Raw genomic sequence first — 23,966 nt, forward strand, 5'->3', positions numbered from 1 at the left:
GGGGGCTGACGCATCGCGTCCAACTCTTACGCACAGTGGTGAGAGCTGGTGATCGCCCACCTCGTGGTCGGTCCCGAGGGCCACGGGGTCACCCGGTGCGCGCTGGACCTGCACGACACCGCTGCGCTGCGCGACGAGCCGCTGGTCCGGGTGCTCGACGGCACCAGCGGTGACCTGGCCGGGATCTCGCTCCCCGGACGGGTCTCCGTCCACGTCCACGTCACGGACCGGCTCTTCGGGCGGTCCGCGCCGGAGGCCGCCGACCGCCTCGAGCCCCTCCTGCGCGCCCACCCGACGACGGTGACGCTGCACGACGTCCCCCAGCCCTCCGACGGCGAGGGGGCCCATCCCCGGCGGGCGGACGCCTATGCCCGGATCGTCGACGCCGCCCGCGGCGTCGTCGTCAGCAGCGAGCACGAGGCCCTGCTGCTGGACGACGCGCTGGCGCTCGCGGGCCGATCCGACCTGACCGGACGGGCGCGGGCCGTCATACCGCTGCCGATCGACCCCCCGGCGCAGCTCCCCGCGCCGCGCCCCGAGAAGCCCTCGGACCACAGGGATCTCGCCGTCCTGGGCTATCTGTATCCCGGCAAGGGCCACGAGGAGGCACTCGCCGTCCTGCCCGCCCTGCCGCCGGACGTGCGGCTGCTGGCGCTCGGCCGCCCGTCACCCGGCCACGAGGACCTGGCCGACGAGATCGCCCGCGCCGCAACGCAGCTCGGGCGGCGCGCGGTCGTCACGGGCTTCGTCCCCGACGCCGAGCTCACCGAGCGGCTGCGCACGGTCGCGGTGCCCGTCGCCCCGCACCGGCACCTGTCCGCCTCCGGGTCGATCAACACCTGGCTCTCGGCGGGACGACGGCCGCTCGTGCCCCGGTCGCGGTATGTCGACGAGCTCGAGCGGCGTTGTCCTGGCGCGCTGTTCGTGTACGACGACCTCGCCGAGGCGGCCGCCCGCGCGCTGGCCGAGCCGGACCTGACCTGGCTGAGCGGCGACGTGCGGCTCGGGCCCTCGACCGAGCAGACCGGGCGTCGGTATGCCGAGACCCTGCGGGGGTGGCACGCATGACCGCCGAGATCGCCGTGGTGGTGCCGTACTTCGCGCAGCAGTCGAGCCTGGACCTGGTCCTCGCGGCGCTGGAGCTGCAGACCGTGGACCACGCCCGGCTGGAGGTCGTGGTGGCCGACGACGGCTCCCCGACCCCGCCCGACCTGGGCGAGCGGCCCTACGCCGTGAGGGCGGTGAGGCAGGAGGACCTCGGCTTCCGCGCCTCCGCCGCCCGCCGCCTGGGCGCGGCGGCCACCACCGCGCCGGTGCTGTGCTTCCTGGACGCCGACACCGTGCCGGAGCCGGACTACCTCGCCCGGCTGACCGCGGTCGTGACGGAGGGCCCCTGCGGCACCGTCGCCGTGGGACGACGGCGGCACGCCGACCTCGGCGGCTGGACCCGGGAGCGCTTGCGCGCCTGGCTCGGCGGCACCGGTGAGCCTCCGGCCGAGCTCGCCGAGCCCCGCTGGCTGCGCGAGGCCTATGCCGCCTCCCGCGACCTGCGCGACGCCGACGACCGGTCCTACCGCTTCGTCATCAGCGCCGTGCTGGCCTTGACCCGTGAGACCTACGACGCCGCCGGCGGCTTCGACCCGTCGTTCGTGGGCTACGGCGGGGAGGACTGGGACCTCGCCCATCGCTGCTGGCTGGCCGGTGCCGACCTGCGCCACGTGCCGGAGGCCGTCGCCTGGCACGACGGGCCGGACTTCGCCGGGCGCGCCGACGACGACGCCCGCCGCACCAAGGACCGCGAGACCCTCCAGCTGGCGCGGGTGCTCACCGACCCCTGCGCCCGCGGCGCGGGCCTGCTCTGGCCCTGCCCGCAGGTCGCGGTGACGCTGGCCGGGGCGCCCGACGCCGGGACGCTGGCGGCGACCGCCTCGGCCGTGCTGCGCGACGCCGACGCCGCGCTGTGGCTCCCGGACCTCGATGCGCTGCCCGACGGTCTGCCGCCGGACCCACGCCTGCACGCGGGACCGCCGCCCACCGAGGTGCTGCGGCGCGCCCGCCACCAGGTGCACCTGACCGGTCCGGTGCTGCTCGACCGCCCGCTGCGCGAGCTCGTCGAGGACGGACCGGCCCGGTATGCCGCCGACGGGCGACCCCTGCTGGTCCTGCACCGCACCCGGGACCTGGCGCGGGGCGAGCAGGACCCGGCCCACCGGGAGGCCGGGCCGGCCGGCATACGGCCGCTCGGCGGGGACGCCACCCTGGAAGCCCGATGGGGTGGCTGGGCCTGAGACCCAGCCACCCCATCAGGTGGTCAGCCCGCCGCGGCGGGCGACGTCAGCGCGCGATCACCTGCCCGTCGTGGGGAAGCGGTCCCAGGCGCGGTGCTTGGCGAGCAGCGGCACCAGCTGGTCGACCATCGAGGCCGCGTCGGCCACGACGACCCCCTTGGCGTCCGTCGGCAGGTCGCCGAGGGCGTCGGGGGTGAGACCGCCGATCGCCTTGCACTGGCGGAAGGCCTCGCCGAGCATCAGGGCGATGCGCGGGTCGGTGGGCTTGCGCGAGGCGTCCGGGTCGGCGTTGCGCGAGTCGACCGACGGCAGCGCGTCCTTGGCGGGGGCGATGGGCCCGGCCAGCACGATCGCGTCGAACTCGATGGACGCGGCCGTGGCGAAGGTCTTGTCCACGGTCACGGACCCGCCCGCGGCGCCGGTGAGCTCGCCGCCGTGCGGGCCGACCACGAAGGGCACCAGCTTGGCACCCTTGGCGGCCTCGACCAGCGCGGAGACCGCCGCCAGGTCGCTGGCCGCGTCGCAGACGATGCCGACCTTGCGGCCGTCCACCGGGAACTCGCCGCCGATCTGCGACAGGGCCGGGCTCGGGTCGCGGTCCGGGACCTGGACGGTGGGCTCGGGCGCCGGCAGGCCGAGGCCCTCGGCGACGCGGGCGCACAGGTCGGCGTCGATGTTGGCCAGGCACTGCACCTGACGCTCGCGGATCGCGGGCGTCTCGCACTTGGCGAGCTCGAAGGTGTACGCCGAGACGATGTGGTCCTGCTCCAGCGGCGTCATCGAGCGGAAGAACATCCGCGGCTGGGAGAAGTGGTCGTCGAAGGTCGCGGGGTTGGCCCGGACCTTGGTGGACGCCGCCACCGGCGCGGGCACCTCGATGTAGGCGCCGTCCGTGCTCTCGGCCGGGAAGGGGTTGCCGCCGCCGAGGGAGTTGGGGCGGTAGGTGCCGACGCCGGAGTGGACACCCTGCTGACCGTAGCCGTCGCGCAGGTTGTCGTTGACCGGGACGTGCGGACGGTTGATCGGCAGCTGGGAGAAGTTCGGGCCGCCGAGGCGCGTGATCTGGGTGTCCAGGTAGGAGAACAGGCGCGCCTGCAGCAGCGCGTCGTTGACGATGTCGATGCCGGGCACCAGGTGACCGGGGTGGAAGGCCACCTGCTCGACCTCGGCGAAGAAGTTCGTCGGGTTGGCGTTCAGGGTCATCAGACCGACCGGCTGCACGGGAGCGAGCTCCTCGGGCACCAGCTTGGTCGGGTCGAGCAGGTCGATCCCCTCGAACATCTGGTCCTCGGTGTCCGGGAAGACCTGCACCCCGAGCTCCCACTGCGGGAAGTGGCCGCCCTCGATGGCGTCCGCGAGGTCACGGCGCTGGAAGTCGGCGTCCTTGCCCATGATCAGCTGCGCCTCCTCCCAGGTGGTGGAGTGCACGCCGGCCTTGGGCTTCCAGTGCCACTTGACCAGGCAGGTCTTGCCGTCCTCGTCGACGAGGCGGAAGGTGTGGACGCCGAAGCCCTCCATGGTGCGCAGCGACAGGGGGATGCCCCGGTCGGACATGTTCCACATCGTCAGGTGCTGGGCCTCGGTGTGCAGCGACACGAAGTCCCAGAAGGTGTCGTGGGCGCTCGCGGCCTGCGGGATCTCCCGGTCGGCCTCGGGCTTGGCCGAGTGGACGATGTCGGGGAACTTGATGCCGTCCTGGATGAAGAAGACGGGCATGTTGTTGCCCACGAAGTCGAAGGTGCCCTCGGAGGTGTAGAACTTCACGGCGAAGCCGCGGGTGTCGCGCGGGGTGTCCGCGGAGCCGCGGGAGCCGAGCACGGTGGAGAAGCGCACGAAGACCGGGGTCTCGACGTCCTTCTTGAGGAAGGCCGCACGGGTGATCTTCTCCGCGGTGCCGTAGGCCTGGAAGACGCCGTGGGCGCCGGTGCCGCGGGCGTGGACCGCGCGCTCCGGGATGCGCTCGTGGTCGAAGTGCGTGATCTTCTCGCGCAGGTGGTGGTCCTGCAGCAGCGTCGGGCCCCGGTCGCCCGCCTTGAGCGAGTGGTCGGTGTCGTGGAGGCGGACGCCCTGGGCCGTGGTGAGGAACTCGCCCTGCTGGCCGCGGGACGTCTGGTCACCGCCGAGGTCGGTGCCGGTGGCGGTGCGGACCTGCGGGGCGCGGGTGTCGTCGGCCGGGGGCAGCGGGGCCTGGGGGGTGGTGGGCTCGTCGATCGAAGGGTTCTCGGGCAGACGGTTCGGCATACGTCCTCCATCGTCTAGGGCCGCCGGAGCGGCGGGGGTGGACCGGCGGCGCGCATCTTGGCCGCCGTTCTCCTCAGTTCGCCTACCCCGATCCCGTCCGGGGCAGACCTGGCCGACGCCACCAGATGAGAACAGTTGTCGTGGGTCTGAGCCGTCGCCGGGGCAGGTATGACCCTCACAGGTCGTGCAGACGTCGTTGCGATCGGTCAACGTCCCCCATCGAAAGGCGCCCCCATGAAGGCCTTGACCTGGCAGGGAGTCGAGCAGGTCTCCGTCGAGACCGTTCCCGACCCCGCCGTGCAGCTGCCCACCGACGCCGTCGTCCGTGTCACCTCGACCGCCATCTGCGGCTCCGACCTGCACCTCTACCGCGTCCTGGGGCCCTACCTCAAGGCCGGCGACGTCCTGGGTCACGAGTTCATGGGCATCGTCGAGGAGGTCGGGTCCGAGGTCGGCAACCTCACGGTCGGCGACCGCGTCGTCGTGCCCTTCACCATCTCCTGCGGCCACTGCTTCATGTGCCGCATCGGCAAGCAGTCCCAGTGCGAGACCACGCAGGTGCGCGACCAGGGCAAGGGTGCGGCCCTGTTCGGCTACACCAGCATGTACGGCGCCGTCCCCGGCGGGCAGGCGGAGTACGTCCGGGTGCCGCAGGCGCAGTACGGCCCGGTCGTCATCCCGCAGGAGGGCGCCGACGAGCGCTATCTCTACCTGTCCGACATCCTCCCCACCGCGTGGCAGGCGGCCAAGTACGCCGACATCGAGGAGGGCTCGACGGTCGCGGTCTACGGCCTCGGCCCGGTCGGCCAGCTCGCCACCCGCGCGGCCAAGGAGCTCGGTGCGGGTCGGGTCGTCGCGGTGGACCTGGTGCCCGAGCGGCTGGAGCTGGCCCGCTCCTTCGGCGTGGAGACCGTCGACCTGCGCGAGGTCGACGACCCCGCCGAGGCGATCCGGGACCTCACCGACGGCCGCGGCGCCGACGCGGTGCTCGAGACGGTCGGCATGGAGGCCCACGGGTCCCCGGTGGCCGAGAAGGCCTTCGACCTCGTGGGCAAGCTGCCCAAGCCGGTCGCCCGCACGGTGACCGAGACCGTGGGCATGGACCAGCTGAACGCGCTGCACAGCGCCATCGACGCCGTGCGCCGCGGCGGCACCCTGTCGATCGTCGGGGTGTATGGCGGTGCGGCCGACCCGATGCCGATGATGGACATGTTCGACAAGAACCTCACCATCCGCATGGGTCAGGCCAACGTGCGCCGGTGGACCGACGAGCTCCTCGAGGTCGTGCAGCGCGACGGCGACGTCCTCGGCACCGAGACCCTGGCCACGCACCGGGTGCCGCTCGACCGGGCGCCGGAGATGTACGACACCTTCCAGAAGAAGGCGGACGGCTGCATCAAGGTGGTCCTCAAGCCCTGACCGGGCATCGGCATACGCCTGAAAGAGGCCACGGGGACGCCGAAGAGCCTGGCAGACCGGCCGACGAACCAAGAGCGGTGCCGACGACCCCCAAGTCCGTCGGCACCGCTCTCAGGTGTGTGAACCTCCCCCTCGGTCGCTCACACACATGCAAGACGGATCATTCTTCACAGAGGTTTCCTCTCGTGAGCCCCTGGATGGATTTGCCCCTGAATGGGCTAGTAACGTCGGCGTTCAGTAACTTCGTGACAGTCTTTCAGGGCGTCCAGGGCAGGCGCTCAGCAGGCGTCTGCGATGTGGGACGACAGACCGCCAGATGATATGGGGACGGGATCCTGAGGTCATGACCCTCGCCGACACCCTCGCCGAGTCCCAGGTGACCGAGGCCGCGACCCTGCTCGCCGGCGTCGTCGAGCGCACCCCGCTCCAGCCCAACGCCCGCCTGGGTGAGCGGATCCAGGGCGAGGTGTGGCTCAAGCGCGAGGACCTGCAGCCCGTGCGGTCCTACAAGCTGCGGGGGGCCTACTCGCTCGTCGCCCGGCTCGACCCCTCCGAGCGGGCCGCCGGCGTCGTCTGCGCGAGCGCCGGCAACCACGGCCAGGGGGTGGCCTTCGCCTGCCGCGAGCTCGGGATCAGGGCACGGATCTTCGTGCCCACGACCACTCCTCGGCAGAAGCGGGACCGGATGCGCGCGCTGGGCGGCGACCTCGTCGAGCTCGTGGTCACCGGGGACACCTACGACGAGGCGGCCGGGCGGGCCGCGGTCGAGGCGACGGTCACCGGCGCCACCGTCGTCCCGGCCTTCGACCACCCCCGGACCATCGCCGGGCAGGGCACCGTGGCCGCCGAGGTCGTCGATCAGCTCGGCCGGGCCCCCGACGTGCTGCTCGTGCCGGTCGGCGGAGCAGGGATGCTCGCGGGCTGTCTCACGTGGCTCGCCGAGCACCATCCGGCCACTCGCGTGGTGGCGGTCGAGCCGGCCGGGGCGGCCTGCCTCGCCGCGGCGCTGGCGGCCGGCGAGCCCGTGACGCTGCCGGCCATCGACACCTTCGTGGACGGGGCCGCGGTGCGGCGGGTGGGCGACACGACCCTGGCGGTCGTCCAGGCGGCGATCGCCAAGGGTATGACGGTCGACCTCGCCCAGGTGCCCGAGGGCAAGGTGTGCACCGAGATGCTCGACCTCTACCAGGTCGACGGGGTCATCGCCGAGCCCGCGGGCGCCCTCGCGACGGCCGCGCTCGGGGGCGGCGACCGGGAGTCCCTGGTGACCGTCGAGCCGGGCCGGACCGTGGTCGCCGTCGTCAGCGGCGGCAACAACGACGTGCCCCGCTACTCCGAGACCGTCGAACGGTCGCTCGTCTACGAGGGCCGCAAGCACTACTTCCTGGTGAGCTTCCCGCAGGAGCCGGGAGCGCTGCGACGCTTCCTCGACGAGGTGCTCGGGCCCGACGACGACATCACCTTGTTCGAGTACGTCAAGCGCTCGAACCGCGAGATCGGGCCCGCCCTGGTCGGCCTCGAGCTGGGTCGCGCGGCAGACCTGCCGGGGCTGCTCGCCCGCCTGGAGTCGTCGCCGATCGGGGTGGAGCGGGTCGACCCGGCCTCGCCGTTCTACCGCTTCCTCGTCTAGCGCCCGCCCCCGAGCCCGCCCACTCTGCCGTCCCCGCCCGCGCGCCTACCGCACTCCGCCCCCGCTCGGCCCGTCCCGCACCCGCCCGCTCGCCTCGATGGGGCCAGGCTGGCCCCGATGAGTACGGTTCGACGCCTCTTTGATCGATCGACGGGGCCAGCCTGGCCCCTGGTGGGCGGGGGTGGGTGAGCCGGGTTGGTGGGGGTGGGTGGTGGTGGCGGTGGCGGGGTGGTCAGTGGAAGGGGCCGCGGAAGCCCGCGCGGGACTGGGTGACCTGGTCCCAGGGGTCGTCGTCGCGGCCGTGGGTGACCACCGAGCCGCGGCGTCGTCGCTGCCGGGCACTCGGCCCACCGGCGGCCGTGCCGTAGGACCAGCCGTGCGGCAGCCGGCCCGTCGACCACAGCAGCAGCCCCAGGATCACCAGCCCGAGGATCCCGCCGCCGATCTGCCGGGCGTGCCACGCCGCCCAGCTGGTGCTCGTGCCCAGCCAGGACGTATGCCGGGGGCCGGCGAGCGCGGCCGAGGTGAGCTGCAGGCAGTCCGCGTCGTACCCCGGATCGACCACGGTCACCGCATCACCGTTCGCGGTGTCCCACAGCGCCCGCTGGGGCAGCGTGTAGTGGAGCGGCCGGTCGCCGCGCCACGAGACGCACCGCCAGCTCTGGCCGTTCGCGTCCACGCCCCGGGTGGTGAGGGTGACGGGCCGCCCGGCAGGCGGGATCGGTCCGGCGACCACCGCAACCCCGTTGCGCTCCGCCCGCGCGGCGACCGCCGTGAGGAAGCGGCCCGTCGGGTCGGCCTGCACCTCGGCGAGCGACCCGCCCGTGTCGGCGTCGACCTCCTGGCTGCCCAGGGTGCGCCCGGTGCCCGCCTCGACCGCGTCGAGCGTGACGCGACCGCCTGCCTCGCGCCACAGGAGCAGGGCGCCGTCGGCGCGCCACCCGGCGAGGTGCGCCCCGGTCCGGCTCACGAGCCAGGACCGGGTGCCGTCGTGGACCAGCACGGACGGCGCGTCGGCGGCAGGCGCCTCGCCGATGTGCACGGCCAGCGCGACGCGGCGGCCGTCGGGCGACCACCGCAGCGGGCCCAGGTCGACGTCCGGCCGCTGTCCGCGCCAGCGTGCGGTCAGGTCGGCGCGGGCCAGGTCCGGGGACTGCCTGCTGGTGGTGCTCGCCATGACCAGGCCGGCGACCGGGGTCTCGGGACGAGGCACCGAGTCGTCGCTGGGCAGCAGGTAGGCGACCCGGCTGCCGTCGGGGCTCAGGGCGGCCGAGCGCACGGGCGGCAGCCCCTCCGGGACGTAGGTCCCACCGATTTGGTCGACCAGCACCGGGCCGGGCCGCCACTCCTGCGAGCCGAGCACCCCGGCCACCGCGGCGGGCGGCTCCCGGCGTGCCTGGTCCGACGAGATGCGCTGGGGGTGACCGCCGCCCGAGCCCTCCCGGGCCGCGGGGGAGAGGGCCAGGTCCCGTCCGAGCAGGGGCAGCGCCCCCAGCACGACCAGCAGCACGACGAGGGCGCTCGCGGCGGCCGTCACCACCCGACGTCGGGTGCGACGGGCCCGCCCGGCCCGCCACAGCTCGGCCGGATCCGGGCCCTCGTCGGCGGGGGAGACGCTGTGCTGCAACAGCTCTCGCAGGTCGCTCATGACGGGCCTCCCGTGGGGACGAGGTCGGACAGCTCGGGGGCCAGCTCGCGCAGCCGCTGCAGGGCGACGCGGGTCTGGGACTTGACGGTGGAGGGGGAGCAGCCGAGCACCTCGGCGGTGCGGACCTCGGTGAGGTCGTCGAGGTAGCGCAGCACGACGACGGCACGCTGGTGCGGCGTCAGGCGCAGCAGCGCGGCCCGCAGCAGCAGCGATCGATCGACATCGCCTGTCGGACAGGGAATCTCAGGCAGGTGCTCGACCGACCACTCGGGCCGGCGCTGCCACCACCGACGGGTGTCGATGCACCGGCGCACCAGCGCGGTGTGCGCATAGCCCCCCGGCGTGCCGTCGCGGGTCGCCTGCTCCCAGCGCTCGGCGACCCGGACCAGGGTCTCCTGGACGGCGTCCTCCGCCCGTCCCTGGTCCCCGAGCAGCAGCGTGGCGGTCGCAACCAGACCCGCGCGCCGATGGCGCACGAACTCCTCGAACTCCGGCGGCACCGGTCTCATCGGCTCACCTCCCCTTCACCCCCTTCAACGTATGGCGGGGGTCCGGCGGGTGGGGGCGAGAGCGGGAGCGAACGGGGGTGCGGGGACGCCGCGGCCCCCGGCGACCGGCCCCGAGCTGCGCCGACAGGGCCAGGCTGGCCCCGATGAGGACGGTTTGACGCCTCTTTGATCGATCTACGGGGCCAGCCTGGCCCCTGGAGAACAGGGTCCACGGGTCAGGTGGGCGACGTAGCGCTCGCAGGTCGGCCTGGCCCCTGGGGAACAGGGTCCACGGGGCAGGTGGGTGAACCGGGTGTCTGCGCGAGCGCCTCGCCGTCGCGGACGGCTGTCCGTGGCGGGTCAGCGCTTCGCGGTGATCCGGTGCACGCCGGTGACGCCGCCCTGCCACCACACCCCGTCGGGCGTGATCGTGCCCACCATCTCCAGCGTGTCGCGCAGCGGGCCGCCGACGTACGTCCGGGAGACGACGCGGCCGGTGGCGGCGTCCAGGGCCACGGCGTGCAGCGACGGTCCGGTCCCGCCCAGCACGGGCGGCCGCTCCACCGTGTAGATCGTGTCGTCGGCGAGGGACCAGCGCGGCACCGCGGCCGAGGCGACGGGCGCGGACCAGGTGCGGGTGCACCCGGAGCCGTCCTCGGCGACCTCGAAGCGCTCGATCCCGCCCCGCGCGAAGGCCGCGGTCGCGGGCACGCTCGGCCCGGCACCCTCGGGCAGCGCGGGATAGGGATAGCCATAGGTGCTCGCCACCACGACGGTGCGGCCGTGGGCCATCGCGGAGTTCTCGGTGCCGGACGCGCCTGGCGTGAAGATCGCCGGGCTGCAGACGAGCTCGCCGTCGGAGGAGCGCAGGACGAGCAGGTGCTCCTGGCCGTCGGCGTTGTCGGTCACGGTGACGTAGTCGTCGCCGCCGGGCCCGAAGAAGGTCGGCGTCGCCCCGCTGCCCCAGCTCAGCTGCCCGGGCTTGCGGGCGGTCCCGCGGTCGTAGGCACGCCGCCACCGCACCGCGGGCTCCCCGGACTCGTCGTCGAGCAGGTAGGTCGCGTGCGAGGACACCACCGCCACCCCGGTCCGGGCCGCCGAGATCGAGTTGTCGATCCGTTCGCCGGCAGCCAGCCGGGTGCCGTGCACCGCGCCGGTGGCCGGGTCCAGGACGCCGACGCGCCCCTCGCGGGTGGCGAGCCACACGTGCCCGTGCCGGTCCGGGCTCAGGCCGACGACCGCGTCGGTGGAGGCAGGGTCGCCACCGGTCACGAAGTCCGCGACGGACACCGACGACGTGGTCCGCAGCGTCCACCCGCCGGCGGCCGTCCGCTCGTGCGCCACCCGCAGCAGGTGATGGGTGCCGTCGACGAGGACGAGCCGGTCCTGGTCGTCGACATACGCGTAGACCCCGCCCAGCAGGGCGCCCTTGGCGACCGGGAGCGAGGCCAGCCGGGCGCCGCTCGCCGGGTCGAGCAGCAGCACCACCGGCGTCCGCCCCAGGACCTGGGTGCACAACGCCACCACCATCCGGTCGCGGCCCTGCAGGATCGTCGGGCACGCCGCCGACAGGTCGTGCCAGGTGGCCGTCACCGGGCCGCGCCCCACGCCGGGGTGCGGGGTGACGTCGCTCGACCGACCGTCGCCGTGCATGGTGGCCGTGCCGTCCGGGCCGAGGCCGGGCAGCGGCATCGGGTCGTAGGTCGAGGAGACCGGCGCGCCGGCGGCGGACGCGCCGGGTGCGAGCCCGGCCAGGGAGACGAGCAGCGCCGCGGCGCAGGAGCGCACGACGGACGACGGACGACGGGACACGAAGACCTCGCAGGGGGTGAAGGGACCGGAGCACCAGGGTGGGCCATGACGGCGCCGGGCGACACCCCAGGTCTGGGAGACTGGTGGGGACATGACGACGCTGACCGATCTGCTCCCGCCGCCCGCCTCCCGCACCGCCGACGGCTACGACGCCGACGCGACCTACTCGGCCTTCGTCGGGTGGACGACCGGGCGGGGGATCGAGCTCTATCCCGCCCAGGACGAGGCACTGCTCGAGCTCGCCACCGGCGCCAACGTCATCCTCGCCACGCCCACCGGCTCCGGGAAGTCCCTCGTGGCCCTCGGCGCGCACCTGATGGCGCTCGCGGAGGGGCGGCGCACCTACTACACCGCCCCGATCAAGGCCCTGGTCAGCGAGAAGTTCTTCGCCCTGTGCGAGGCCTTCGGCGCGGAGAACGTCGGCATGATGACCGGCGACGCCGCGGTCAACTCCCGTGCCCCCATCATCTGCTGCACCGCCGAGGTGCTCGCCAACATCGCGCTGCGCCAAGGGGATCGGGCTGACATCGGCCAGGTCGTCATGGACGAGTTCCACTTCTACTCCGAGCCCGACCGCGGCTGGGCCTGGCAGGTGCCGCTGCTGACGCTGCCGCACACCCAGTTCCTGCTGATGAGCGCGACGCTCGGCGACACCTCCTTCTTCGTCGAGGACCTCACCCGGCGCACCGGTCGCGACACCGTCGTCGTGTCCAGCGCGACCCGCCCGATCCCGCTGACCTACCAGTGGGCGATGACGCCGGTCCACGAGACCATCGATCTGCTGCTCATGGAGCGCCAGGCGCCGATCTACGTCGTGCACTTCACCCAGGCCGCGGCCCTGGAGCGGGCCCAGGCGCTGATGAGCCTCAACGTCACCACCAAGGACGAGAAGGCCGCGATCGCCGCGGAGCTCAAGGGCTTCCGCTTCGCCAAGGGCTTCGGCGCGACGCTGCAGCGGCTGGTGCGGCACGGCATCGGCGTCCACCACGCGGGCATGCTGCCGAAGTACCGCCGCCTCGTGGAGACCCTCGCCCAGCAGGGCCTGCTCAAGGTCATCTGCGGCACCGACACCCTCGGCGTGGGCATCAACGTGCCCATCCGCACGGTGCTGCTCACCGGGCTGACGAAGTACGACGGCACCCGGCAGCGGCTGCTCAAGGTGCGCGAGTTCCACCAGATCGCCGGGCGGGCGGGGCGCGCCGGCTACGACACCGCCGGGACCGTCGTCGTCCAGGCCCCCGACCACGTCATCGACAACCACAACGCGCTCCTCAAGGCGGGCGACGACCCCAAGAAGCAGCGCAAGGTCAAGCGCAAGAAGCCGCCGGAGGGTTTCGTCAGCTGGACCGAGGAGCAGTTCGACCGGATCGTCCACGCCGAGCCCGAGGCGCTCGTCAGCCGGATGACGATCAACCACGGCATGCTGCTCAACCTCGTCCAGCGCGAGGGCGACGCCTTCCCCGCCATACGAGACCTGTTGCGGGACAACCACGGCGACGCGCGCTCGCAGACCCGGCTGCAGCTGCGGGCGATCGAGCTCTATCGCTCGCTGCGGGACGCCGGCGTGGTCACCCAGCTCGACGAGCCCGACGCCGACGGCCGCCGGATCGTCATCACCGAGGCCCTGCAGCGCGGCTTCGCCCTCAACCAGCCGCTGTCGACCTTCGCGCTCGCGGCCTTCGAGCTGCTGGACCCGCAGTCGCCGACCTATGCCCTCGACGTCGTCTCGATCATCGAGGCCACCCTGGACGACCCACGGGCCGTGCTCATGGCCCAGCAGTTCAAGGCGCGGGGCGAGGCCGTCCAGGAGATGAAGATGGACGGCATCGAGTACGAGGAGCGGATGGAGCTGCTCGAGGAGGTCTCCTGGCCCAAGCCGCTCGCCGACCTGCTCGAGCAGGCGCTGCACACCTATCGCGAGTCCCACCCGTGGATCAGCGAGGACGACCTGTCGCCGAAGTCGGTGGTGCGCGACCTCTACGAACGAGCCATGACCTTCGGCGAGTTCGTGGCGTTCTACCAGCTGGGCCGCGCCGAGGGCATCGTGCTGCGCTACCTGTCCGACGCCTACAAGGCGCTGCGCCAGACCGTGCCCACGTCCTACCGCACCGAGGAGCTCGGCGACCTCGTCGAGTGGCTCGGCGAGGTCGTCCGCCAGACCGACTCCTCGCTGCTGGAGGAGTGGGAGGCGCTCACCGGCGAGGACCAGCCGCTGTCCCAGGACGCCCTGGACGCGCTGTCCACCCCGCTGCCCGGCGGCAACCGTCCGCTCACCGCCAACGAGCGCGCGCTGCGCGTCATGGTGCGCACCGCCATGTTCCGCAAGGTCGAGCTGGTCGCCCTGCGCCGGTGGAACGACCTCGCCGAGCTCGACGCCGCCGCGGTTGCCCTGGCCAAGCAGGCCCGTGCCGAGGCCGAGCTGCCTGCGCCCGCCGTCGACGAGATGGATGCGGACAGCTGGCAGGAGGCGATCCAGGAGCTGTATGCCGAGTACGACGAGATCGGCACCGGCCCCGACGCCCGCGGCCCCGGGCTGCTGCTCGTCGACACCGCCACGCCGGGGCGGTGGTTCGTCGACCAGGTGCTGGACGATCCTGAGGGCGACCACGACTGGCGGATCCAGGCCGAGGTGGACCTCGACGCGACCGACGCGGCGGGCGAGCTGGTGCTGATCACCACCAACCTGGACAAGACCTGATCGACGGCGTCGCCGGGTCCGGCCGTGGCGCCGGTCCGCCCGGTCTGCGCGCTCCGTGCGGTGCGACACGCCGCCCCCGCTGCGGCGGCAGGCGCTCCCGCCGGGGGTGACCGGTCGGTAGGTTCGGACCCAGGACGAGCGACCAGGGGGAGTCCGATGAGAGGCGTGGGCTACCGGGCGGGCGCCTTCGCCGCGGTCTTCGTCGCCGTGGTCCTGCTGCTGTCGGGCGTCGACGGGGTCCGCGCCGGCCAGGGCTGGGTGCCCGCGTGCGAGCTGCTGACCGGGACGACGGTGGCCGCCCTGGCCCACTGGCTGTGGCGCCGCCCGGACGTCCTGGCCGCCGCCACGCCTCCGCGGCGGCGGCCACCGCGGCGGGCCGAGGCCGCCCCCGCAGCGCGGCGGTCCCCGTCCGCGAAGCGGCCCGCCAGGACCGCGAGCCCGGCGCGGGCCTCCTCGGCGTCCGCCACCGCCGTGGCCGACCCGTCGACCGGCGCCGCCAAGGTCCGCCGCTGCGGTCACTGCCGCAAGCCCGGCCACAACCGCACCACCTGTCCCGACCTGCGGGCCTGATGGCGTCGCCGCGCCCACCCGTCGCGGTGACGGGCAGACCCGCGGGCCGGCAGGAGGAGGCTCAGCGGGCGTCGAGCAGGGCCACGGCCGTGTCCCGGTCGGTGACGAGCGCCGAGAGGTAGCCCCCCGCCAGCGCCGCCCGCAGCGCGGGCAGCTTGTCCGGCCCCCACGCGACCCCGATGACCAGCGGGATCGAGCGCATCCGGTCCGGGTCGACGGCGATCGTGCGCTCGCACAGGGAGGTCCGCAGGTGGCGCCCCTGGGCGTCGAAGTGGTGCCCGCAGATGTGGCCCACCGCCCCCATCCGCGCGAGCGCGGCGGCCAGCTCGACGTCCTCGTAGGCCGACAGGATCTGCCCCGAGCGCCCGCGCACCACGGCGCCGACACCCACCAGTGCCAGGTCGGCACGGGCGGCCAGCTCGAGGGTGGCACCGACCTGCTCGTTCCCCATGAGGTCGCGGGCGACGTCGGCCGAGCCGACCACGAGGGGCACGGGGAGCGCGTGGTAGCGCCCGCCGAGCTTGGCCGCGGTGGAGCGCACCGTCTCGGGGGAGTCGAGCAGCACGTCGGAGCGGCCGACCGACCCGATCATCTGCACCACCCGCGACGCCGACCAGGCCAGGTCGGGCAGCGCGTCGACCGTGGCGGCCACGGCCAGGCCGTTGGACACCGCGAGGACCACGTCCTCCTGGGCCCGCTCGACCACGAGATCGGCGGCGCACCGGGCGACGTCCTGCTGGGTGGCGGCCGACTCGCCCGGCGCGGCCACCCGGGCGGCGGTCAGCCCGAAGCGCTCGACGAGGGCCTGCTCGATCCGCAGCACCCGCTCCAGGGGGTGGGAGACCCGGATCTGCACCACGCCGCGTGCCCGTGCCTCGGTGAGCAGCCGGGACACCGTGGGTCGCGAGTAGCCCACGGCCCCGGCGATGTCCGCCTGGCTCTGCCCCTGCTCCCAGTAGCGCCGGGCCACCTCCAGGAGCAGGGCGACGTGGGCCCGCTCGTCACTGGTGGCGGAGTGGTGGCGGGCCGGACCGCCACTCGTGGATGTGAACATATGTGCATCTTAGCCGGCTGCGGACGTCGGCGTACGAGCCTCTCTCAGGCGTGACGAGCCCCTCTTGCGACCCCTCACCCAGCCAATGATGAACATATGTGCGCGATCGGCCTTGAGGGCGCATGTGGTCAGACCTAACGTCGAGGCCAGACGGTCGGCGTGGACCACGCCGGCCCACGGGCACCGACCTGCCCGTGACCCGACGGACAGGAGAGTCCCCCATGGCCTTCGCACGCACCATCCGCGGCGACGTCGACCCGAGCACCCTCGGCGTCGTCAACGCCCACGACCACCTCATCCGCGTCGGCGCCGGCGAGGTCTACATCGACGCCGACCACCAGCTCGCCGACGTCGACAAGGCGGTCGAGGAGGGCGGCTACTTCGCCGAGGCCGCCAAGCGGTGGACCCCAGCCGGCGGCACCGTCGTCGACATGTGCCCCGCCAACTGCGGCCGAGACCTGGTCAAGCTGGCCGAGGTCGAGTCCCGCGTGGACGGTCTGCAGGTCATCGCCACCACCGGCTTCCACCGCGAGCACGTCTACCTCGAGACCCAGTCCCACTGGGTCAACCGCTACTCCGTCGAGCAGATCGCCGACCTGCTGATCGCCGACATCGAGGAGGGCATCGACCGCCACGACTACTCCGGCCCGATCGTGGACCGGACCGAGTTCAAGGCCGGCTGCATCAAGATCGGCACCGCCTACGGCAAGATCACGGCCTTCGAGCGCAGGTGCATGGAGGCGGCGGCCAAGGCCTCCGTGGAGACCGGCGCCCCGATCAACACCCACACGACCTACGGCACCTGCGGCCTGGAGCAGGCCAAGCTCCTCAAGGAGATGGGCGTCCCCGCCGACCAGATCGCCATCGGTCACATCCAGCGCAACGCCGACGTGTTCTACCTCCAGCAGATCCTCGACGAGGGCGTCTACCTCGAGATCGACGGCACCTACCGGATCAAGTACCAGCCCGACTCCAACCGGATCATGGAGCTGCGCGAGCTCGGTGCCAAGGGCTACGGCGAGCGCATCCTGCTCGGCACCGACTCCGGCAAGCGCGGCTACCAGAAGGCCTACGGCGCCGTCACCGGCGTCGACTACAACCCCTCCGTCGACGGTCCGCGGATGCTGGCCGAGGGCTTCGATCGGTCGTACGTCGAGCAGCTGCTCATGACCAACGGCCAGCGCTTCTTCACCATGCGCAAGGACGCCTGAGCCATGGCCGCGGCACCCGCCCGCACCCGGCTGCAGATCGCGCTGGACACCACCGACCTGCCGGCCGCGCTGCGTCCCCTCAACCAGGCGATCGAGCACGTCGACGTCATCGAGTGCGGGACGATCCTGATCATCAACGAGGGCCTGCGCGCCGTCCGCGAGATCCGCGCGCTCTATCCCGACGCCACGATCCTCGCCGACGTGCGCATCGCCGAGGCCGGAGCCCTGGTGGCCCGCAACTGCTTCGAGGCAGGCGCGGACTGGGTGTCCTGCGTGGCGGGCGCCTCGTTGACCACCGTCGACCAGGTCTGCCGGGTCGCCCGCGAGCTGGGCGGCCAGGTGCAGGTCGAGCTCAACGACGACCACTACACCCCCGACAAGGCCCGCGAGTGGCGCCGGGTCGGCGTGGAGCACGTCATCGTCAAGCGCTCCCGAGACCTGGAGGCCGCCGGGACCCTGGAGTGGCGGGAGACCGACCTGGAGCGGATCCGCGTCCTGAAGGAGCTGGGCTTCACGGTCACCGTGACCGGCGGGATCACGGCCGCCGAGCTCGACGTCTTCGCCGGTCAGCCGGTCGACGTGGTCATCGCCGGTCGCGAGATCGTCGGCGCCATCGACCCCGAGGCGGCGGCGCGCCGGCTCAAGGAGCGCCTGGCCGAGGTCCTGCGATGACCCTCAACCTCGACGGCGAGACCCGCTGCGGCTGCGAGTGCCCCGGCACCTCCGCCGGTCACGGCGCGATCAGCCTGGGGATCTACGAGAAGGCGTTGTGCTCCACGCCCGACTGGGACGAGCTCTTCGCGCAGGTGCGCAAGGCGGGCTACGACTTCGTCGACCTGTCCGTGGACGAGTCGCCGGAGCGGCGGGCCCGACTGCGCTGGCCCGCGGCCGAGCGGCGGACGGTCCGCGACGCCGCCGCCCGGCAGGGGGTGCGGCTCGGCGGGCTGTGCCTGTCGGTCCACCGCGCCGTCGGCCCGGGCAGCGCCGACCCCGCCGTGCAGGCGCAGGCCGCGGAGATCTTCCGGGACGCCATCTGGCTGTGCCACGACCTCGGCATACCCGTGCTGCAGGTGGCGGGCTACTACGCCTACTACGAGTACCCCGACGACGGGCAGCGGGAGCGGTACGTCGCCACGCTGCGCGCGGCCGTCCCGCACGCCGCCCGCGCCGGGGTCCTGCTCGGCCTGGAGAACGTCGACGGCGACGACGTCACGTCGATCACCCGTGCCGTCGAGATCTGCGACGAGATCGGCAGTCCCTGGCTGCAGACCTATCCCGACATCGGCAACCTCGCCGAGCAGCAGCTCGACACCGTCGCCGAGCTGCGGGCCGGGCAGGGCCGGATGCTCGCGCTGCACGTCAAGGACGTGCGCGTGGGCGAGCCGCGCCGGGTGCCCCTGGGGGAGGGGATCGCCGAGATCCCCGCCGCCTTCGCCGAGCTCGCCCGTCAGGGCTGGTCCGGCCGACTCATGGTCGAGATGTGGAACGACGACGCTCCCGACTCGACCGCCACCTGCGCGCGGGCACGCCGGCTGGTGGAGCAGTGGCTCCACGAGGCGGGCCTCGAGGTCGCGCACACCGACTGACACCTCGGGAGCACCGACGCTCCCGCCATACATCGGAGGCAATGATGCTGAAGGAGCTCAAGGAGCGGGTCTGCGAGGGCAACCTGGCCCTCGCCCGCGCCGGGCTGGTCGCGTGGACGGGCGGCAACCTGTCCGCCCTCGCGCCGGAGGAGGGCGTGATCGTGATCAAGCCCTCGGGCCTGCCCTACGACCGGATGACGCCGGACGACATGGTCGTCGTGGCGCTCGACGGCAAGGTCGTCGAGGGGGAGCGCGGACCGTCGTCCGACACCGCCTCGCACCTGGCGATCTACGCCGGGCGGCCGGACGTCCGCTCGGTCGTCCACACCCACTCGCGCTACGCGACGGCCTTCGCGGCCGTGGGCCGGGAGATCCCCTGCTGCCTGACCGCGATCGCCGACGAGTTCGGCGGGCCGGTGCCGTGCGGAGGCTATGCCCCCATCGGCGGGGACGCCATCGGTGCCGAGGTCCTCGCCTCGATCGGCCGGTCGCCCGCGATCCTGATGCGTCAGCACGGGGTCTTCACCATCGGCGCGACCATCGACAAGGCCCTGCAAGCCGCCGTCATGGTCGAGGACGTCGCCCACACGGTCGCCGTCGCGGAGAGCCTGGGCACCGTCGAGACGCTCCCCCAGAGTGAGATCGAGGCCAACTACGATCGCTACTCCCACCGGTACGGGACCATGAACGCGAGCTTGGGGGTGACGGCATGACGTACGACCTGTCCACGATCGGCGAGGGTCAGCTGCGCCTCACCGTCAACCAGGGCGACCGGCTCGTCAGCGCCCGCAGCCTGCGGATGACCGCCGCCTGCTCCGAGGCCAACGTCGCCGGCCTGCTCGCCCAGCTCGGGCGGCGCACCACCTGGGCGTCCAAGCTGCCGCAGGGCGACCTCGGCGAGCGCTGCCTGCAGGAGTTCCGCAGCGTCGGCGTCGACCTGTCCCACATGGTCCGCACCGAGAGCGGTCGGATCGCGCTGTACTTCATGGAGCCGGGCGAGTTCCCGATGCCCGGCAAGGTGACCTACGACCGGCACTGCACGCCCTTCCGCGAGTGCACCCCCGAGGACTTCGACTGGGACGCGCTGCTCGACACCCGCGTGCTCTTCCTCACCGGCATCACCGCCGCGCTCACCGAGCACACCGCCGAGGTGGTCCAGCACGCCGCCCGGCTGGCCGCCGCACGCGGCGTCCCGATCGCGCTCGACGTCAACCACCGCTCGATGCTGTGGACGGGCGAGCAGGCCGGGCGGGTGCTCGGCCCGATCGCCGAGCAGACCGACATCCTGTTCTGCTCCCGCCGCGACGGCGCCACCGTCTTCGGGATCGAGGGGGCCGGGCCGGACGTGTGCCGGGCCCTGCGCGAGCGCTTCGGTGCCCGCCACGTCGTCTCCACCGACGCCGTCGACGGGGTCTACGTCTCCTCCGCGGTCCACGGCGAGCGGGTCTTCGAGGTGCAGCGGGTCCCGGTCATCGACCGCCCCGGCGCCGGCGACTCCTTCGTCGCCGCGACCCTGCACGGCTACCTCGACGGCGACGTCCTCGCGGGCGTCGGCTACGGGCAGCGCACGGCGTCGTACGCCCTCACCCACCACGGCGACCTCACGCGGATCTCGGCCCGCGAGCTCGACATCCCCGTCACCACGGACATCGTCCGCTGACCACGGCGCTCGACGGTATGCCGCCCGGCGCCACCCGCGTCGTGCCTCACCCCTCGGGCGCCGGGGGCGGACGGCCCACCCCCACGACCCCTCGGTCTCTCCACGCCGACCAGTGCCGCCCGCGGGCGGTCCCTCCCGAACAGGTTCAACGATGAACGGCTCCACCCCATCTCGCGCCGCCGGCGCCCTCACGGCCTACGACCAGATCGACGCCCGCCCCCTCACCGGGCACCAGAAGTCCCTCATCGGGCTGGTCGTCACCGGCAACCTCGCCGAGTTCTTCGACATGTTCCTCATCGGCTTCGTCGTCTCGCTGCTGACGAAGCCCTGGAAGCTCACCGGCTTCGAGGCCGGCACCATCCTCGCCTGCTCCGGCCTCGGCACCGTCGTCGGCGCCATCCTGTGGGGCCGGCTCGCCGACCGCATCGGCCGCAAGAAGGCGTTCTTCTGGTGCGTCGTGATGTTCGTGCTCTTCACGGCGCTGACGCTGCTCACCCCCGAGCGCGGCTGGATCATGCTGGCGCTGCTGCGCGTCGGCGTGGGCATCGGCGTCGGCGGACTCAACATCACCTCGATCCCCTACGTGCAGGAGTTCGTCCCGGCCAAGCACCGCGGCCTGCTCGCCGGTCTGGGCTCGGTCTTCATCCCCGCCGGGCTCTTCCTCGGGTCCCTCGCCCAGGGCGCCGTGGGCAACGACTGGCGCGTGCTCATCGGCCTCGGCTGCGTGCCCGTGCTCCTGCTCGTCTGGCTGCGCACCGTGCCGGAGTCGCCGCGGTTCTACCAGTCCGTCGGCCGCGACGAGGACGCCCGACGCTCCCTGGCCTGGGCGCTGGACCTGCCGCTCGAGCAGGTCGGCGCGCTGCCCGAGCTGCCCGTCGCCGCCAAGGGCGCGTCCTACGGCGTGGTCTTCCGCGACCACCTGCGGCCCCTGGCCGTGGTCACCCTCGGCTCCTTCTGCTTCATCATGGGCGGCTTCGCGATCCAGTCCTGGGGGCAGACCCTGCTGAAGTCCGGCTACGGCTACTCCGTCGGCACCGTGGCGACGCTCTTCATGGGCGTCTCCCTGGTCGACCTGCTCGGCCGCCTCGCCTCGGCCTGGCTCGCCGACGTGATCGGTCGTCGGCGCACGATGTTCCTCTTCGGCCTGCTCGGCGCGGCCGGCTGCTTCCTCGCGGCCTTCGCGCACAGCTCGGGAACGGTGTTCTTCATCGCGATCCTGATCATCATGGCCTTCGGCGACGGGGCCTTCGGGATCCTCAACGCCTTCGGCGCCGAGCAGTTCCCCAACGCCGTGCGGTCCACCGGCCTGGGTCTCGGCTACGGCATCGGCGCGACCGCCAAGATCATCGGCCCCGCGCTGATGGGCTGGATGATCGGCGGCAACGTCGTCAAGCAGAACGTCACCCTCGACGTGATCACGCCTGCCTTCTCGTTCTTCGGCGCGTGCCTGCTGATCGGCGCGGTGACCTATCTGTTCGCCCGCGAGACCAAGGGCGCCTCCCTCGACGAGATCTGAGCCGACCCTGCGCCCCGCACGCCTGCGCCCGAGCGCCCCCGTCCGGACCGTCCGGACGGGGCGCCCCCGCATCCGCCCCGCCCGCGACCTCACCTGCCAGGTCGACCAGCCGCTCGTCCGAGCCGGGGTCCGGCCCGGGAGATCAGACGTAGGTTCCCGGGCTACCTGTCACAGGTGCCTGGCGCCGACCTGTGCGACGACACGTCGCGCGGACGGCGGCCAGTTCCACGGTGGTGCCCGAGTCCTCGGCGGCCGACATCAGCACGACCATCGACAGTCGTGGTCTCACGGATCTGTCGATCGTTGAGCTGACCTGCCCTCGGTCAGCCGACCGATGCCGCACGAGGTGTCCTCGTCGCGGCGAGAGCCGGCCCCACCAGCACCGCCCCCGTGCGAGCGAGGTGCATGCCTTCGACCGTGATGGAGTTCCCCGGCTGTGCGACCAGGACGACGGCGCCGAACCGGTCATGACGCGCCGGTGCCGTCAACGGTCCAGCGTGCGGGTTGCGTTGCGTGCCTGGGTGACGGGGTCGATGTCGGGTGCGAGCGGGATGGTCAGCGCGTCGAGGACGATGCCGTCGACGAGGTGGTGCAGGCGCAGGACGTGCTCCCTGCCTCCGGGCAGGCCCCGGGTGGTGTGGAAGTCGACGTCGGCGTCGAACCCTGCCCGCAGGAGCTCGGTCAGGGGGTGAGCGACGTCGGGGGAGCGGGTGGCTTCCAGGCGGAGCTCGACGAGTGCCCGGGCCAGGTTCGGGCGGGCCAGGAGCCGCTCGACGACATACCCCGCATAGGCCGGGCCGGCGTCATCGGTGGGCAGCCTCGACAGCTCGTCCAGCCGGGCCGGGTCCGGGGCGAGCAGCGCGAAGATGCGCTGCGCCATGCCCGCCAGCAGGTCCGACCTGGACCGGAAGTAGTTCGCGCAGGTGCCCGCCGGCACCCGGGCCTCGGCGTCCACGGCGCGGTGCGTCACCGCCCGCGCGCCCTCGCGTCCGAGCAGCTCCAGGGCGGCATCGGTGACGGCGGCACGGCGGGCGGGGTTGGCGACCGTGGGAAAGACCCTACCCGGCTAACCACTACATATGCTTTGGTTGCAGTGACCGATACATCTGTGGTGATGGGAGCCCCTCGGGCGCGACCTCGTCTACTACGTCGCCACCTCGATGGACGGCTTCATCGCCGACCCCCACGGCGACTTCTCCGCCTTCCCGCAGGACCCGGCGACCCTCGCCGTGCTCTTCGACCGCTACCCGGAGACCTGCCCGGCCCACCTGCGCGACGTGCTCGGGGTGACCGGGGCTCCGCGCCGGTTCGACACCGTGATCATGGGCTACCGCACCTACGAGCCGGCCCTGGCCGTGGGTCTGCCCGGTGGCGTCTACCCGCACCTGCGCCAGGTCGTCGCCACCCACCGGGACCTCCCCGAGGCCACGATCCTCACCACGATGAGCGGTGACCTGCCCCGTCAGGTCGCCCTGCTCAAGGGGCAGCCAGGACGCGACATCTGGCTGTGCGGCGGCGCGACCCTCGCCGCCCAGCTCGTCGACCAGATCGACGAGGTCCAGATCAAGGTCAACCCCGTCACCCTCGGCGCCGGCATACCCCTGCTGCCCGCCCCCGGCGCTGCCCGGGCCTTCCGCCTCGCCGGCATGGAGGAGCTTCCTGGTGGGATCGCGCTGCTGACCTACCGCAGCGAGAGCCGGCGCGGCGGCGACGCGCGTCGCTCCGCTGCAGGTTCCCCCACCTAGTCATGGTGGCTCCGCGCCGACCGTGAGGGGGTGAGGGCAGTCCATCGGTGGTGAGCCGTGGTCGTCGGTCTCGTTCGTGACCCTTGCCCTGGCTGGCTCGGTGCCTTCCGCAGGACGTGTCCGTTCGGGACCGGCGACCCGGCCCGGTCGGGGACGGGCAGGGTGGCACGACAGGAGAGCATGCGGGGTTCGCCTCGCAGGTGGGCGAGGGGACTCGGTCGAGACCGAGCCTGCCGGCCCGGATCCCCCACGCCCCGACCCTCCCTGCACCACCGCAGGTCCCGGACGTGCAGCATCGTCAGGCCGCCAAGCCTGGAGAAGACCTCGGTGCTCGATCCCTGCCGCATCCATGAACCGCGCGGCGTCGGTCGCCAGCCCGAGTCTCCACATGTCCAGTTCC

At 73.0% G+C, this 23,966-nt stretch carries 18 protein-coding genes and 1 pseudogene; 13 read left to right on the top strand and 6 right to left on the bottom strand.

The genetic code is table 11. The features are described from left to right. The first annotated feature begins 48 nt into the window (after positions 1 to 48). On the top strand, positions 49 to 1,068 hold the full coding sequence (locus tag MM438_RS02555; RefSeq protein WP_241450431.1) for a glycosyltransferase family protein: 1,020 nt from the start codon (positions 49 to 51) through the stop codon (positions 1,066 to 1,068). Further along, the gene (locus MM438_RS02560; protein WP_241453244.1) at positions 1,065 to 2,288 is read left to right on the top strand and encodes a glycosyltransferase family 2 protein; all 1,224 of its coding nucleotides are present in this window, start codon (positions 1,065 to 1,067) and stop codon (positions 2,286 to 2,288) included. The genes MM438_RS02555 and MM438_RS02560 overlap by 4 nt, the downstream gene beginning before the upstream one ends. A 57-nt stretch (positions 2,289 to 2,345) precedes the next feature. On the opposite strand, the gene MM438_RS02565 is transcribed toward MM438_RS02560, so the two are convergent. Then, positions 2,346 to 4,529, bottom strand: coding sequence for a catalase (locus MM438_RS02565; RefSeq protein WP_241450446.1), 2,184 nt, complete (start codon positions 4,527 to 4,529; stop codon positions 2,346 to 2,348). A 234-nt stretch (positions 4,530 to 4,763) separates the two neighbouring features. Here MM438_RS02565 and MM438_RS02570 point away from each other — a divergent pair, with 234 nt between their 5' ends. After that, entirely contained in the window at positions 4,764 to 5,948 is a 1,185-nt protein-coding gene (locus MM438_RS02570; RefSeq protein ID WP_241450448.1) for a zinc-dependent alcohol dehydrogenase, read from the top strand. Between the two features lie 343 nt (positions 5,949 to 6,291). Further along, positions 6,292 to 7,578, top strand: a complete 1,287-nt coding sequence (gene ilvA, locus MM438_RS02575; RefSeq protein ID WP_241450462.1) for a threonine ammonia-lyase IlvA — start codon at positions 6,292 to 6,294, stop codon at positions 7,576 to 7,578. A 232-nt stretch (positions 7,579 to 7,810) separates the two neighbouring features. On the opposite strand, the gene MM438_RS02580 is transcribed toward ilvA, so the two are convergent. The 3 genes from MM438_RS02580 to MM438_RS02590 form a co-directional block, all read right to left on the bottom strand. After that, on the bottom strand, positions 7,811 to 9,226 hold the full coding sequence (locus MM438_RS02580; RefSeq protein ID WP_241450464.1) for a hypothetical protein: 1,416 nt from the start codon (positions 9,224 to 9,226) through the stop codon (positions 7,811 to 7,813). Further along, entirely contained in the window at positions 9,223 to 9,735 is a 513-nt protein-coding gene (locus MM438_RS02585) for a SigE family RNA polymerase sigma factor (RefSeq protein ID WP_241450471.1), read from the bottom strand. The genes MM438_RS02580 and MM438_RS02585 overlap by 4 nt, the downstream gene beginning before the upstream one ends. Before the next feature lie 339 nt (positions 9,736 to 10,074). Then, positions 10,075 to 11,526 (bottom strand): 6-pyruvoyl tetrahydrobiopterin synthase, encoded by a 1,452-nt coding sequence (locus MM438_RS02590; protein WP_241450473.1) that lies wholly within the window; start codon positions 11,524 to 11,526, stop codon positions 10,075 to 10,077. Between the two features lie 91 nt (positions 11,527 to 11,617). Between MM438_RS02590 and MM438_RS02595 the strand changes: the two genes are divergently transcribed. Further along, on the top strand, positions 11,618 to 14,224 hold the full coding sequence (locus MM438_RS02595) for a DEAD/DEAH box helicase (RefSeq protein ID WP_241450474.1): 2,607 nt from the start codon (positions 11,618 to 11,620) through the stop codon (positions 14,222 to 14,224). 156 nt (positions 14,225 to 14,380) lie between these two features. After that, positions 14,381 to 14,794: a hypothetical protein gene (locus MM438_RS02600; RefSeq protein ID WP_241450476.1), complete on the top strand. Its 414-nt coding sequence runs from the start codon at positions 14,381 to 14,383 to the stop codon at positions 14,792 to 14,794. A 61-nt stretch (positions 14,795 to 14,855) separates the two neighbouring features. Here the strand turns inward: MM438_RS02600 and MM438_RS02605 are convergent, their stop codons facing one another. Continuing rightward, on the bottom strand, positions 14,856 to 15,848 hold the full coding sequence (locus MM438_RS02605) for a sugar-binding transcriptional regulator (protein ID WP_241450483.1): 993 nt from the start codon (positions 15,846 to 15,848) through the stop codon (positions 14,856 to 14,858). 221 nt (positions 15,849 to 16,069) lie between these two features. Here MM438_RS02605 and MM438_RS02610 point away from each other — a divergent pair, with 221 nt between their 5' ends. The 6 genes from MM438_RS02610 to MM438_RS02635 all read left to right on the top strand — a co-directional run bounded on the left by MM438_RS02610 (position 16,070) and on the right by MM438_RS02635 (position 21,821). After that, positions 16,070 to 17,059, top strand: a complete 990-nt coding sequence (locus tag MM438_RS02610) for a phosphotriesterase family protein (protein ID WP_241450485.1) — start codon at positions 16,070 to 16,072, stop codon at positions 17,057 to 17,059. Between the two features lie 3 nt (positions 17,060 to 17,062). Then, positions 17,063 to 17,731, top strand: a complete 669-nt coding sequence (locus MM438_RS02615; protein ID WP_241450487.1) for an orotidine 5'-phosphate decarboxylase / HUMPS family protein — start codon at positions 17,063 to 17,065, stop codon at positions 17,729 to 17,731. Then, positions 17,728 to 18,645, top strand: a complete 918-nt coding sequence (locus MM438_RS02620) for an L-ribulose-5-phosphate 3-epimerase (protein WP_241450497.1) — start codon at positions 17,728 to 17,730, stop codon at positions 18,643 to 18,645. Before MM438_RS02615 ends, MM438_RS02620 begins: the two co-directional genes overlap by 4 nt. Positions 18,646 to 18,686: 41 nt before the next feature. Continuing rightward, positions 18,687 to 19,358: an L-ribulose-5-phosphate 4-epimerase gene (locus MM438_RS02625; protein WP_241450499.1), complete on the top strand. Its 672-nt coding sequence runs from the start codon at positions 18,687 to 18,689 to the stop codon at positions 19,356 to 19,358. Further along, a complete protein-coding gene (locus tag MM438_RS02630) occupies positions 19,355 to 20,305 on the top strand; it encodes a sugar kinase (RefSeq protein ID WP_241450501.1) in 951 nt (316 codons plus the stop codon). The genes MM438_RS02625 and MM438_RS02630 overlap by 4 nt, the downstream gene beginning before the upstream one ends. Positions 20,306 to 20,456: 151 nt before the next feature. Beyond that, positions 20,457 to 21,821 (top strand): MFS transporter, encoded by a 1,365-nt coding sequence (locus MM438_RS02635; protein WP_241450503.1) that lies wholly within the window; start codon positions 20,457 to 20,459, stop codon positions 21,819 to 21,821. 484 nt (positions 21,822 to 22,305) lie between these two features. Here MM438_RS02635 and MM438_RS02640 read toward each other — a convergent pair whose 3' ends face one another. Then, entirely contained in the window at positions 22,306 to 22,824 is a 519-nt protein-coding gene (locus MM438_RS02640; protein ID WP_277628046.1) for a TetR/AcrR family transcriptional regulator, read from the bottom strand. Between the two features lie 148 nt (positions 22,825 to 22,972). On the opposite strand from MM438_RS02640, the pseudogene MM438_RS02645 reads away from it, so the two are divergent. Continuing rightward, positions 22,973 to 23,566, top strand: a pseudogene (locus MM438_RS02645) (dihydrofolate reductase family protein); the annotation flags it as partial. Positions 23,567 to 23,966: the final 400 nt, after the last annotated feature.

The organism is Arsenicicoccus dermatophilus (assembly GCF_022568795.1).
Lineage (GTDB): Bacteria > Actinomycetota > Actinomycetes > Actinomycetales > Dermatophilaceae > Arsenicicoccus > Arsenicicoccus dermatophilus.